The following is a 14,776-nucleotide window of genomic DNA, read 5'->3' as shown; positions in this document are numbered from 1 at the left end:
AGTAACCATAAAATCTAGCCTTCAATTTCCGGTTGGAATGCATCATCCGATACAAATCCAAGAGTGACGCTGTATTAGCGTTGGTGTGAAAGTTGTGAGATTAGGAAGGGGAAGGGAAATGACACAACAGTTAGTCGGCACGGAGTTAGTTTTCACACAGCATTTTAATGCGGCGGAACGTCAGGTTTTGCCGGATGAAGCTATCGAATTCTTAACAGAATTGGTGGTGAAATTCGCTCAGCCACGTAACGAACTCCTTGCAGTACGGGCATCCTGGCAGAAAGATATCGATCAGGGAGCGTTGCCGGATTTTATTTCGGAAACTAATTCCATTCGTGATGATGACTGGAAAATCCAAGGGATTCCTACTGATTTACGTGATCGCCGCGTTGAGATTACCGGGCCAGTTGAGCGGAAAATGGTGATTAATGCCCTCAATGCCAATGTGAAAGTCTTTATGGCCGATTTTGAAGATTCATTGGCACCAAGCTGGGACAAAGTGATTGATGGGCAGATTAACCTGCACGATGCGGTTAAAGGGACAATTTCCTATACAAATGAATCCGGTAAAATTTATCAGCTCAAACCCAACCCAGCGGTACTGATTGCGCGAGTTCGCGGCCTGCATTTGCCAGAAAAACATGTGAAATATCAGGGTGAAGCTATTCCTGGCAGCCTGTTCGACTTTGCGTTGTATTTCTACCATAACTATAAGCAACTCCTGGCCAATGGCAGCGGGCCTTATTTTTATTTGCCGAAAATGCAATCTTATCAAGAGGCTGCGTGGTGGAGTGATGTTTTCACCTTTACCGAGCAGCGTTTCGACTTACCGCAAGGCACCATTAAAGCCACGGTATTAATTGAGACATTACCTGCAGTGTTTCAGATGGATGAGATTCTCTACCACCTGCGCCACCACATTGTGGGCCTCAATTGTGGCCGCTGGGACTATATCTTCAGCTATATCAAAACACTGAAAAACCACGGCGACCGTGTGTTGCCAGACCGCCAATCAGTCACCATGACTAAGCCTTTCCTCAGCGCGTATTCCCGTTTACTGATCAAAACCTGTCATAAGCGCGGAGCTTTAGCAATGGGCGGCATGGCGGCATTTATTCCGGATAAAGACCCAGTAAAGAATGCGTTAGTGTTGAATAAAGTCCGTGCTGACAAAGAGTTAGAAGCCAGCAATGGTCATGACGGTACTTGGGTCGCGCACCCAGGTTTGGCTGATACCGTGATGGAAGTTTTCAACAAAGTATTAGGGGCACGACCAAATCAATTAGAGGTTAGCCGCGAGCAGGATAAACCGATCACCGCCGCTGAGTTGCTGGAGCCATGTAGTGGTGAACGCACGGAAGAAGGGATGCGCGCCAATATCCGGGTGGCGGTGCAATACATTGAAGCATGGATATCGGGTAATGGTTGCGTGCCGATTTATGGCCTGATGGAAGATGCCGCAACGGCTGAGATTTCCCGCACTTCTATCTGGCAATGGATACATCATCAGAAAAGCCTGAGTAATGGTCAGACGGTGACGAAAGAGCTGTTCCGTAACATGTTGAGTGAAGAAATGCAGGTAGTGAAGCTTGAACTTGGCGCAGAGCGCTTCGATGGCGGGCGGTTTGAAGAAGCTGCGCGTCTGATGGAGCGAATTACAACACAAGACGAGCTTATCGACTTCCTGACCCTGCCTGGCTACGCGCTGTTGGCATAACCCTACAAAATTGAATAATAAGGAATATCGCTATGACTACCTCTCGTACTCAACAAATTCAGCAATTGGAACAGGAATGGAAATCACCGCGCTGGCAGGGCATTATTCGCCCATATAGTGCCGAAGAGGTGATTAAATTACGCGGTTCAGTGAATCCTGAGTGCACCTTGGCGCAGCACGGTGCGAAAAGATTATGGGAATTGTTGCACGGCAAATCGCGTAAAGATTATATCAACTGTTTGGGCGCGTTGACCGGTGGTCAGGCCTTGCAGCAAGCGAAAGCGGGGGTCGAGGCGATTTATCTGTCGGGCTGGCAAGTCGCGGCTGATGCTAACACTGCATCAAGCATGTATCCGGACCAATCACTGTACCCGGTGGACTCGGTGCCGGCGGTGGTTAAACGTATCAATAACAGCTTCCGCCGCGCAGATCAGATTCAGTGGTCGAATAATATTGAGCCGGGTAGCAAAGGTTATACCGACTATTTCCTACCGATTGTGGCTGATGCCGAGGCCGGTTTTGGCGGTGTGTTGAACGCGTTTGAACTGATGAAAGCCATGATTGAGGCAGGGGCCGCCGGTGTGCATTTCGAAGATCAACTGGCGGCGGTGAAGAAATGCGGCCATATGGGCGGTAAAGTTTTGGTGCCGACGCAAGAAGCAATTCAAAAGTTGGTCGCCGCCCGGCTGGCTGCGGACGTGCTGGGGGTGCCAACTCTGCTGATCGCCCGTACTGATGCCGATGCTGCTGACCTGCTGACCTCTGATTGTGACCCGCATGATAGCGAATTTATTAGTGGCGATCGCACCGCCGAAGGCTTCTTCCGCACCCATGCCGGTATTGAACAAGCCATCAGCCGCGGTCTGGCCTATGCCCCTTATGCCGATTTGGTGTGGTGTGAAACTTCAACCCCCGACCTAGCGCTGGCTAAACGTTTTGCCGATGCGATTCATGCACAATTCCCTGGTAAGTTATTAGCTTACAACTGTTCGCCGTCATTTAACTGGAAAAAGAACCTGACTGACCAGCAGATTGCCAGCTTCCAAGATGACTTGTCTGCCATGGGTTACAAATACCAGTTTATTACCCTCGCGGGCATCCACAGCATGTGGTTCAACATGTTCGACCTGGCCCATGCTTATGCACAGGGCGAGGGTATGAAGCATTATGTTGAGAAGGTTCAGCAGCCAGAATTTGCCGCTGTTGAGCGCGGCTATACTTTTGCATCTCATCAACAAGAAGTGGGCACCGGCTACTTTGATAAAGTCACCAATATCATTCAGGGCGGCGAATCCTCCGTGACGGCATTGACTGGCTCGACGGAAGAACAGCAATTTTAACCCGCGGTTTGAATAAAAGTGTTTTTTATCATGAGCCTGCATATGCAGGCTCTGTTCCGTAGGGCTGGGGGGTTATCATGGCGGTAAAACTGGAACACTTAATCGCTCAGACAATTTTGCAGGGGTTCGATGCGCAATATGGCCGATTTCTGGAGGTCACTGCTGGCGCTCAGCATCGCTTTGAACAAGCAGAGTGGCATGCTGTACAACAGGCGATGAAAAAGCGTATTCATCTGTATGACCACCATGTGGGTCTGGTGGTCGAGCAATTGAAACATATCACTGACCAGCGCTGTTTTGATGTGGATTTTCTGACTCGAGTAAAAGAGATTTACACCGAGTTGCTGCCGGATTATCCGCGCTTCGAAATCGCCGAAAGTTTTTTTAATTCAGTCTATTGCCGGTTGTTCAAACACCGAGATTTAACGCCAGATAAATTGTTTGTGTTCAGCTCACAACCCGAGCAGCGCTTTCGGGAAATCCCCCGCCCATTAGCGCGCGAGTTTGCTCCTCAGGGCAATTTAAGCGGCATGTTGCAGCTGATGCTCAGTGATTTACCGCTGCGTTTGCCGTGGGAAGATCTGCCGCGCGATATTGGCTATATCGTGGCGGCCCTGCGGCAAAATTTTACTGATGAGCAACTCGCGGGTGCCCGCTTTCAAATTGCTAATGAACTGTTTTATCGCAATAAAGCTGCCTGGTTGGTGGGGAAAATGCGGCTAGCGGATGGGGTCTATCCATTCCTGTTGCCTATCCATCACAATGAATCAGGCGCGCTATTTATCGATACCTGCCTAACCAGCAAGGCAGAGGCCAGTATCGTGTTCGGCTTCGCCCGCTCTTATTTTATGGTGTATGCGCCATTGCCCGCGGCGATGGTGGAATGGCTACGGGAAATATTACCGGGCAAATCGACCGCTGAATTGTATATGGCGATTGGCTGTCAAAAGCACGGTAAAACCGAAAGTTACCGTGAATATCTCACCTTTGTTCATCAATCTAACGAGCAATTTATTATCGCGCCAGGGGTCAAAGGCATGGTGATGTTGGTGTTTACCCTGCCGTCATTTGATCGGGTGTTTAAGGTGATTAAAGATGAGTTTGCGCCGCAAAAAGAGGTCAGTCAGGCGCGAGTTTTAGAATGCTATCAATTGGTTAAAGAGCATGACCGGGTAGGGCGAATGGCCGATACCCAAGAGTATGAGAATTTCGTGATTGATAAGCATCGTATCAGTGCTGAACTGCTGGCGGAGTTGCAGAAGGAAGTGCCGGAGAAACTGGAAGATTTAGGCGACCAAATCATTATTAAGCACCTGTATATGGAGCGGCGGATGACGCCATTGAATCTCTATATGGAGCAGGCAAATGATCAGCAATTGAAGGATGCGATTGAAGAATACGGCAATGCTATCAAGCAACTGGCAGCGGCGAATATTTTCCCCGGTGATATGCTGTTTAAGAACTTCGGCGTAACCCGCCATGGGCGCGTAGTGTTCTACGATTATGATGAAATTTGCTATATGACGGAGGTGAATTTCCGCGATATTCCGCCCCCGCGCTATCCGGAAGATGAGATGGCCAGCGAGCCGTGGTATAGCGTGTCACCCAATGATGTATTCCCAGAAGAATTTCGTCATTTCTTGTGCAGTGACCGGAAAGTGCGGCACTTTTTTGAGGAAACGCACAGTGACTTGTTCCACGCCAGCTATTGGCGAGGGTTGCAGCAGCGTATTAAAGACGGGCATGTGGAGGATGTTTTTGCCTATCGGCGGAAGCAGCGCTTCTCCCAAAGGGTTTTAAATTAACGGCGACTGCGCGTTGTCACTCTGAGATGGCGCTGCATGTACACTCCGGGGCACTCTGCGCTGGGCGCACTCAGATTGACTTAGCTCGCTACGCCTTGATTCGGGGGGAATATTTCCTTAACCGCGACTCCCACCACCATAAGATTGAGTAATTTCTTTTGCGGCATGAATAACCAGCGCGCCAAGTTCTGTGACGCGATCGTCGGTAATGCGCGATACTGGGCCGGAGATGGAAATTGCGGCAAAGGCTTCGTGGTGTTCGTCGAACAGGCAGGCGGCGATGCAGCGCAGGCCGAGAGCATGTTCTTCGTCGTCAAATGAATAACCTTGCTTGCGGATCAGGGCCAAATTTTCTTTCAGACTGGCTGGACTGGTGCGGGTGTGTTGAGTATAGGCATGCAGCCCTTTCTTATGTAAAAGCTGCACCAGTTGCTCGTCTGACAGGGTGGAGAGAAAAGCTTTGCCCGCCCCAGATGCATGCATGGGCAGCTTACCGCCAATCGGCGCTGACATACGCATCAGTGCGGTACATTGCACTTGGTCGATAATAATGGCTTGATAGTCACTGTGATCCAGTACCGCCAAGTTCACGGTTTCACCGGATTCATCCATTAAACGGCGCAGCATCGGGTGAACCATAGCCAGCAAATTGCGGCTTTGCAAAAAGCTGCTGCCAACAATAAAGGCATGTGCGCCCATGGTCCAAAGGCCTAAATCACCCACTTGACGGACAAAACCTTGCTGTTGCATGGTAGTTAACAGGCGATGGGTGGTTGAGTTAGGTAAACCTGCCTGTTGGGCTAAATCTGTTAGCGCAACACTTCCTTGCGATTCGGAAATATATTCCAGTAATTTAAGTCCACGAGTCAATGATTGAACCTGACCTGTCGCCGCAGGGGTAGTTTGCGCGGCTGCCTTGGGTTTCTTTCCCCGTTTGATCGAAATAGGTAGCGCCATAAATCAGCCTCTTATCTATTATTATGGAATTCATTTTCGTTTTTCAATTATGCATGCAAACAGTCAAAAATGCTCATCCGATGAGTATGGCTTTCTACCTGAAAAAGTCTCAACTGTGACTGGACTCATTACATTGACAACTTGTGCTAGGATGACTGGCGGTCTGTTAAATGGCTTATTTTTGTAGCAAATGGATTTTTCAGCATATCTGATACAAATAAACAACAAAAGATGCATCGGATAATGGCAAGGCAACAGGGTAAAGAGGCGACAGTGGTGGATACAGTTACGAATAATAAGGTTAAGGAATTACACCAGCAATTAGCACAGCGGATTTTAGTGCTGGATGGTGGTATGGGGACTATGATCCAGAGCTATCGGCTGGAAGAGGAGGATTACCGGGGCGCGCGTTTTGCTGATTGGCCCAGTGATCTGAAAGGAAACAATGACTTATTGGTGCTTTCCAAGCCCGAAGTCATCATTGCCATTCACAATGCCTATCTTGAAGCCGGCGCTGATATTCTCGAAACCAATACCTTTAACTCCACCACCATCGCCATGGCGGATTATCAGATGGAGTCACTGTCAGCTGAAATTAACTATGAAGCTACTCGTCTGGCCCGAATCTGCGCGGATGAATGGACTGCCCGCACGCCCGAAAAACCCCGCTATGTCGCCGGGGTGCTGGGGCCGACCAACCGCACCGCCTCTATCTCGCCTAAAGTGAATGACCCTGCATTCCGTAATGTCAGTTTTGATCAGTTGGTTGAAGCTTATCGTGAGTCGACCCGCGCCCTGATTGAGGGCGGTGCTGACCTGATTATGATTGAAACGGTTTTCGATACCCTGAATGCCAAAGCGGCCACTTTTGCGGTTGAATCTGAATTTGAAGCTATGGGGGTGCTGTTGCCGGTGATGATTTCCGGCACCATTACCGATGCTTCGGGCCGGACTTTATCCGGCCAAACCACCGAAGCTTTTTATAATTCTCTGCGCCACGTGAAGCCGCTTTCTTTTGGCCTAAACTGTGCTCTGGGGCCAGATGAGTTGCGTCAATATGTCGCGGAGTTATCGCGTATCTCTGAATATTATGTCAGTGCGCACCCGAATGCTGGTTTGCCAAATGCCTTTGGTGAATATGATCTGGAAGCCAAAGAGATGGCCGAGCAGATTGGCGAGTGGGCGCGGGCAGGATTTTTGAATATTGTCGGTGGATGCTGCGGGACGACACCTCGACACATCGCCGCGATGGTCAAAGCTGTCGCTGGCGTGGCACCGCGGCCGTTGCCGGATATCCCGGTCGCGTGCCGTTTAGCGGGGCTGGAACCGCTGACGATTGATACTAATTCGCTGTTTGTTAACGTCGGCGAGCGGACGAACGTCACGGGCTCGGCCCGTTTCAAGCGGTTGATAAAAGAAGAAAAATACGATGAAGCCCTGGATGTTGCCCGTCAGCAGGTTGAAAGTGGCGCACAAATCATCGACATCAATATGGACGAGGGCATGCTGGATGCTGAAGCCGCTATGGTGCGCTTCCTTAATCTGATTGCCGGTGAACCTGATATTGCTCGGGTGCCGATTATGATTGACTCCTCGAAGTGGGATGTCATCGAAAAAGGTCTGAAATGTATTCAGGGTAAAGGGATTGTTAACTCCATTTCGATGAAAGAGGGCGTTGAAGCCTTTATTCATCACGCCAAATTAGTGCGCCGCTATGGCGCGGCGATGGTGGTGATGGCGTTCGATGAAACCGGGCAGGCCGATACCCGTGAGCGTAAAATCGAAATTTGCCGTCGAGCTTATAAAATTCTGACTGAAACTGTTGGTTTCCCGCCGGAAGATATTATTTTTGACCCGAATATTTTTGCTGTCGCGACCGGGATTGAAGAACATAACAACTATGCGGTCGACTTTATTGAAGCTTGTGCTGATATCAAAGCCGAACTGCCGCACGCGATGATTTCAGGCGGTGTTTCCAATGTTTCATTCTCTTTCCGTGGCAATGATCCGGTGCGTGAAGCTATTCACGCGGTATTCCTTTATTACGCCATTCGTAATGGCATGGATATGGGTATCGTCAATGCCGGGCAGTTGGCTATCTATGACGACCTGTCGGATGAACTGCGTGATGCGGTTGAGGATGTCATTCTTAATCGCCGCAGCGACAGCACTGAGCGTTTGTTGGATTTGGCGGAAAAATACCGCAGCAGTAAAAGTGGTGAAGTCGCCATTCAGCAAGCCGAGTGGCGCGGTTGGGCGGTGGGAAAACGGCTGGAATATTCGCTGGTTAAAGGGATTACCGAGTTTATCGAGCTGGACACGGAAGAAGCCCGCCAGCAGGCCGAGCGGCCAATTGAGGTTATTGAAGGGCCGCTGATGGCGGGGATGAATGTGGTGGGCGACTTGTTCGGCGAGGGGAAAATGTTCCTGCCGCAGGTGGTAAAATCCGCGCGAGTGATGAAACAAGCGGTCGCCTATCTCGAACCTTATATTGAAGCCAGCAAACAGAAAGGCACCACCAACGGTAAGATCCTGTTGGCGACGGTCAAAGGCGATGTGCATGACATCGGCAAAAACATTGTTGGCGTAGTATTGCAATGTAATAACTATGAAATCATTGACTTAGGCGTGATGGTGCCGACCGAAAAAATTCTGCGTACCGCGCGGGAAGAAAAGGTCGATATTATTGGTTTGTCTGGTCTGATTACGCCGTCATTGGATGAGATGGTGAACGTCGCCAAAGAGATGGAGCGCCAGGGCTTTAATTTACCGTTACTGATTGGGGGGGCGACCACCTCCAAAGCGCATACCGCAGTTAAAATCGAGCAAAATTACAGCGGCTCCACTACCTATGTGTCTAACGCCTCACGCAGCGTCGGGGTGGTTTCAGCGCTGTTATCTGATACGCAACGCGATGATTTTATAGCAAAAACACGCAAAGAATATGAAACTGTGCGTATTCAGCATGCGCGTAAGAAGCCGCGCACACCACCGGTCAGCTTGCAGGCCGCACGCGCGAATCAAACTGTCATTGATTGGGCGAATTATACTCCGCCAGTGGCGCACAAATTGGGGGTTCAGGCGGTGGAAGCCAGCATTGAAACCCTGCGCAATTATATCGACTGGACGCCATTCTTTATGACCTGGGCGCTGGCGGGTAAGTATCCGCGCATTCTGGAAGATGAAGTGGTTGGGGAAGAAGCTAAGCGCTTGTTCGCCGATGCCAATGAGATGCTGGATAAGTTGTCAGCCGAAGATTTACTGCATCCCAAAGGGGTCGTCGGCCTGTTCCCCGCTAACAGTGTTGGCGATGATATCGAAATTTACCGTGATGAGCGGCGCGATGAAGTGCTGGTGGTTAGCCACCATTTACGCCAACAAACTGAGAAAACTGACTTCCCGAACTATTGTCTGGCGGATTACATTGCACCTAAATCCAGTGGTAAAGCTGATTATTACGGTGCCTTTGCGGTCACCGGTGGGCTGGAAGAGGATGCGCTGGCCGAGGCTTATGATGCTCAGCATGATGATTACAACAAAATCATGATCAAGGCGCTGTCTGACCGGCTGGCCGAGGCTTTTGCAGAATATCTGCATGAGCGGGTGCGTAAAGTGTATTGGGGCTTTTCACCCAATGAAAATCTGAGTAATGAAGAGTTAGTGCGGGAAAATTATCAAGGAATTCGTCCAGCACCGGGGTATCCAGCTTGCCCAGAACATACAGAAAAAGGCCAAATCTGGCAGCTATTGGATGTGGAAACTCACACCGGCATGAAACTGACTGAATCCTACGCCATGTGGCCGGGGGCATCAGTATCGGGTTGGTATTTCAGTCATCCGGACAGCAAATATTTTGCTGTGGCGCAGATTCAGCGGGATCAGGTTGAGGATTATGCCGCCCGTAAAGGGATGCCCGTCAGTGACGTTGAGCGCTGGTTAGCACCCAATTTGGGCTATGATGCAGACTGATAGTTAACTTAATGATTCGGAAAAGAAAAAGGAGATAACCGTATAGGCTATCTCCTTTTTTAATCACACTTTTGCTGAGTTATCTGGCTAATATTAGCCTCGAGTCACCCCGGCCATAGCATTTTTCTGTTCAGATCCGCCATGAGCACCAAGCACCGGCGTTTTACCGTCTTTCAAATCACTGAGTCCACTGCCAATCATTTCGGTCACTTTGGAAGAGGCCATTATCCTGGCTCCGCCCTCAGTGTGTTTGCCATTGATATCTTGTAACTCAAGGCCATGGGTTTCCAGTGTTACATCACTGTTCTGGTTAGATATTTTCCCGCCAATCAGTTGTGTTTTCCCACCAACTTTCAGGTTAACCGTTTCTTGACCGCTAATGGAGGATTGTTCTTCAACGGCTTCATTTTCAACGACTTCTACTTCAATTTTGCCTTTGCCATTGCCACCTTTGACAGACTCATTTTGTACTTTGTTTTTGACCTTGTTACCGACGGTTTTTGCGCCTTTTTGCCACCATTTATCTTTAGTTTCTTCCTCACTTGTTGATTCGTCCAAGGTCATTTTTTTGCCCTCTTTGGTGTAACTGAGAGTTTTGACATTATCTTCTTCTTTCGTGGTGAATTTGCTGGATATTTGGTCGTATTGCTTTTTGATTTTGTCGAACAGTTTGTTGGATTTGGTGTCTAGTTTTTTCTTGACCTTGTCTGAGCCGATTGGGCTGGAATCGGCCAATTGAGTGTTCAGACTGTCCTGTTTTCCGTTACTGTGACTGGCACCCAACGCGGTTGAGACATTGACTTTATGCAACTGATCTAAACGGCTTTCGACGACCAGATTACCGCCAACATTGCCATTAATATGCTCTGCTTTGAGCTGAGCCCCCGCCAGCATCAGATCTTTGGCGGTATGCAAATTAATATTGTCGCTGTTTATCTGGGTGTTTTGCTGTGTTATGGCATTCACATTATCAATGTCAACTTTAAGCTTGGCTCCGATATCATGGATTTTCTCATTACTTTTATTATCCGCAATTCCCTTATCATCTTTATTAAAGGTGCTGTTTTGTTGCGCATTGGCCTCTACTCCAAAGCTCCAGTTATTCTTATGCTCTTTGTCCTGAGCGGACTCCAGCAAAATACCGCCCTTATCTGCTGTTAGAGTGGTTTTTTGGCTATTGATATGGGTATTTTGCATGTGAATGGCTTGCTTATCAGCGCTGCCTGCTTTAACCGTCAATGCCCCGGAGCTATTGATAACGCTCCCTTGGTATTTCGTGGCCGACTCGTCTGTTTTGGCGACATCGACTTGCATACCTGCGCTAATTCCTTTGCCATTATCCGTGCCTTTACTTTTACTGATACCCGCATTGGCGCTGGCTGACCAGGTCATATCCTGTTTTGACCCCTGAGATTCAGCAGCTTTAATATCGACTTTGCCAGCAGCTGCCAGCAGAACATCACCCGTGGCCTTTTCTTTGCTGCCGAATGATGTGCCCGTCAGTGTTAGATCTTTCCCAGTATTCAGTTCAACCCCTTGTTGACCTTGAAGATTGCTGACTTGGGCAATAGACGTGCTGCTTTCGCCTTTACTGTGCCCACCGCCTAATCCGGCACCAAATTCTTTGCTGTTGGTGTTGGTGCCGAGATTCATTTTGGCATTAGCATCAACGTTATTATGGCTTTCACTGGTCAGGTTGGTGACTTGATCAAAACGAATATCGCCGCCCGCATTGACCGAGATTTTGCCATCCCCTGCATCCATATTGGTGCCTTGATAAATAGCATCTTCTTTAACATTGATATTGATACCATTTGCTGCGTTCATGCTGCCAACTTGCGCAATTTCACCTGTGACAAGCTGAACTTTAGATCCGCCTTTGCCTTTGCCATCAACGGTAATGTCTTTACCCGTGGTGGTATAAATTCGAATATCAGCGCCGCCAGAGGTTTCTTTGATGTGCTGTTCCACTCGATTAACCGCCGCTTCAGAAGTGTGGCTGGCGGCATTCAACGTGATGGAACCCTTATCTGCTTGATATTCAGTCCCTTGGTCTTTGACCGCGCCCGTCGCATTGATGTTAATGTCGCCGCCTTTGATTGATGTTCCGGTGGATGTGTTGCTACTGAGGCTGGTCTCTTTGGTTCCACCTTTGGCGTAAACATCCAGCCCGGCGTTAGGCCCACCGAACTCATCTGCGGCATCAAGCATGCCCCCTAAATCAAGCTCTTGTGCCTTTTCTACCATATCTTTAATCGGGCGGGTGACCTCGCCGTAGGCAATATTGGCACCATAACCGACATCGACTGTGGTGGTATTGGTGACGGTTTTTTCACTGTTTTCAGCGGCGAGATTATTAACATTGGTCGCATTGACGTTGTACGAACCATCGACCTGATGGTCACTTCCTTGGTTAGTGACATCTTTTGCGGCATTGATATTCAGGTTACCGGCGACCTGTGAACCCGAAACCACGGCGGTGGATTTATCTGTGGTAGCTTGCGTGTCTTCATAACTGACGTTGGCCCCGCTGCCCGCTTTATCCATCCCGCCGTCGTAATGAACATCAACACCGACAGTCTCTTTTTCTTTATTGCTGCTGAGGGTGTCCTGTGCTGCGATGAATGAGACATTTTCACCTTTAATCTCGGCATTACCTTGGGTGGCGGTCAGGTTTGAACCGGTAAATGTGACGTCTTTCCCTGCATCCAGCGTAATTGTGCCGCCCTCAAGGCTTGCGCCGTGGTGTTTAACGCTCTCTGTCTTTTCACTTTCACTGGTATGTTCCAGTTTCAGCCCGGCCTGGTATTGATCATTACCGTCATCCTGGGTAAAGCCTTCGATGGTGAGTTTGGTTTTTTGCTCATCTATTTTCTGCTGTTCTGCCGCTGCTTTAATATTAATTTCACCAAGGGTTTCTATGCCCAGTTCTCCGGCACTTTTGACCAAGCTACCAATCACATCGACATTATCTTTACTGAGAATCTTAAGATTCGCATCTGAAACTAATTCACTGCCGGTAATCTCTTCATCACGATTATTGGCTTTATGTGAACTGCCGGTGATATTAAAAGCAACGCCGGTGCGCTCATCAATTTTGGTAGTGGTGGTACTAATGGCATTGTCGATTTTAATCCCGCCCTCTGCCGCTTGAACATAACCATCTTTGGCACCTTTGACTTTACTGCCGGTAATAGAGACACCTTTATTACCAACAACAAGAATATTACCCTCAGCGGTTATTTCAGAGCGGTGGCTGGTTTCTGCATTTTTATCGTTATTATTATGGTCTATACCCCCTAGACCTAAGTTTTGTTCATTTTTGCCGTTAGTGACTATCTGGTTTCGGGTCTTTTGTACATCAATCTTGACTTCATTGGCATTGATTAATAAATCACCGCCAGCAGCGGCCTTAACCCCATTGGTGCTAATTTTCCCTTCTGCGGCCAGCCCCATATTTCCACCCGCGTGTAGCGTGGTTTCATTCAGTGTTTGGGTGTCTGTCTCATTATTCCAGGCAATATCTTTGATGGTATGTGCATAATCATGGCCTTTATCGTGGATTGAATTATTATTAATCACACTCTCTAATTTTAAGTCTTTCTTGGCTTTGATAGAGAGATTGTTACCTGCCTCAATAGAAGCTCCAGAGAGTTTTATATCTCCATTAGTTGATTGAAGAGAAAGGTTGTTCCCTGCAGTGATAGTGGTGCCAATATTTTTTTGTTGTTCAGATTTTTTATTGGAAGATTTATTCCACTTACCTATCCCCAAAAATCCATCAGCGCCATCTTTAGAACTACTCGATTGAGTATTAGTAATTTTTTCTGTACCTAATTGAATATTATCACCTTGCATAATAACGTTTTTACCATCAATGATGGCGGCATCAAGGTGATTATCTCTCTTGGCAACAATAGAAATATTAGAACCTTTAATTTTGGTGCGATCGAGTGTTTGTGTCGTCGAACCATTAGAAGAGGTTTCAATTATATCGCCTGAGGTGAAAATATCACCGGCGCTGATTGTTATATTTTCACCACTTAAGCTGGCGGGAGTAGGGTTATAATTCAATTCAGGATCGGAATCGACATCAAGATTAAGTCTGCCAGGCGTTGAAATCTCTATTGATTCACGGCCAGTATACCCTTTCGACATATTGACACCATTCCCCTCCGCAGTATTAATAATACGAATTCTGTTAGCCACCATACTGCCAAATATTTTACTGTCATATGCCGTTCCTTCGTACTTTTGTGATTCTAATATTTTCCCATCGGTGCTGATTTTATTTTGTCCGAGAACGACATTAATATCTTCCCTGGAATCCACGGTTCCCAACATATTAATTCTTGGGGCGATCAAGTCTAGTGTTCCGCCAACGATAGTGTAACCTTCACCTATATTTAATAGGTTAGTGTTATTTCTAGTATCAAAACCCTGTAGATTCCCTTGGTCGACGAGTGGATTACCGACCACCAATGAAGTCCGATTAGTATTAATAAAACCGCAACTGTTACAGGTAATACCATTGGGGTTGGCCAGAATATAATCGGCGGCCATGCCGAAGACTTCTTGTTTTCCCAATAATAATGATGGGTTGCGACTAATGACCTCATTCAAAATAATATTGGCGGCTTGACCATTTAAATTTTGGTTGGCGCTTAATTGCCCTGCCAATTTTGATTGGCCTGCACTGAGGGAGTTATTAAGTACTGCACCTACTTTGTTAACGTTAAATTCATTATATTGGTTATGGGATAAACCGGAGGCCGAGGGTTTGACGATATTGACAACCGTAACCCCATTGACTGAATTAATCCCTGGGTTATGAGCGGGATCGCCCGCACCGACAATACCTGCGGCATAACAGGTGGCTACTGATACTGAAATAATAGCGACGGCTGCCGCCAGCTTTCCTGTCGGGGAGAGCTTGAACTTATTTTGTTTCATTTTACTTCTCCATTTTTCATATTATTTGGTGTTGA

General features: G+C 47.9%; 6 protein-coding genes. 4 read left to right on the top strand and 2 right to left on the bottom strand.

Going from position 1 to position 14,776, the window contains the following annotated elements; genetic code table 11:
* Positions 1 to 118: 118 nt before the first annotated feature.
* The 3 genes from aceB to aceK all read left to right on the top strand — a co-directional run bounded on the left by aceB (position 119) and on the right by aceK (position 4,862).
* A complete protein-coding gene (aceB, locus tag DXZ79_RS18580) occupies positions 119 to 1,717 on the top strand; it encodes a malate synthase A (protein ID WP_038638477.1) in 1,599 nt (532 codons plus the stop codon).
* A 32-nt stretch (positions 1,718 to 1,749) separates the two neighbouring features.
* Positions 1,750 to 3,057, top strand: a complete 1,308-nt coding sequence (gene aceA / locus DXZ79_RS18575) for an isocitrate lyase (protein WP_038638480.1) — start codon at positions 1,750 to 1,752, stop codon at positions 3,055 to 3,057.
* A gap of 77 nt (positions 3,058 to 3,134) precedes the next feature.
* Positions 3,135 to 4,862: a bifunctional isocitrate dehydrogenase kinase/phosphatase gene (aceK, locus tag DXZ79_RS18570; protein ID WP_038638483.1), complete on the top strand. Its 1,728-nt coding sequence runs from the start codon at positions 3,135 to 3,137 to the stop codon at positions 4,860 to 4,862.
* Positions 4,863 to 4,979: 117 nt separating this feature from the next.
* On the opposite strand, the gene iclR is transcribed toward aceK, so the two are convergent.
* The gene (gene iclR / locus DXZ79_RS18565; RefSeq protein WP_038638485.1) at positions 4,980 to 5,819 is read right to left on the bottom strand and encodes a glyoxylate bypass operon transcriptional repressor IclR; all 840 of its coding nucleotides are present in this window, start codon (positions 5,817 to 5,819) and stop codon (positions 4,980 to 4,982) included.
* Positions 5,820 to 6,092: 273 nt separating this feature from the next.
* On the opposite strand from iclR, the gene metH reads away from it, so the two are divergent.
* Positions 6,093 to 9,788: a methionine synthase gene (gene metH / locus DXZ79_RS18560; protein WP_120011651.1), complete on the top strand. Its 3,696-nt coding sequence runs from the start codon at positions 6,093 to 6,095 to the stop codon at positions 9,786 to 9,788.
* A 93-nt stretch (positions 9,789 to 9,881) separates the two neighbouring features.
* Here the strand turns inward: metH and DXZ79_RS18555 are convergent, their stop codons facing one another.
* Positions 9,882 to 14,741 carry a hemagglutinin repeat-containing protein gene (locus tag DXZ79_RS18555; RefSeq protein WP_120011537.1) on the bottom strand — a complete coding sequence of 1,620 codons (4,860 nt, stop codon included), beginning with the start codon at positions 14,739 to 14,741 and terminating at the stop codon, positions 9,882 to 9,884.
* Positions 14,742 to 14,776: the final 35 nt, after the last annotated feature.

The organism is Yersinia rochesterensis (genome assembly GCF_003600645.1).
In the GTDB taxonomy this organism is placed as follows: Bacteria; Pseudomonadota; Gammaproteobacteria; order Enterobacterales; family Enterobacteriaceae; genus Yersinia; species Yersinia rochesterensis.
This window is presented reverse-complemented; position numbering and strand designations above follow the sequence as displayed.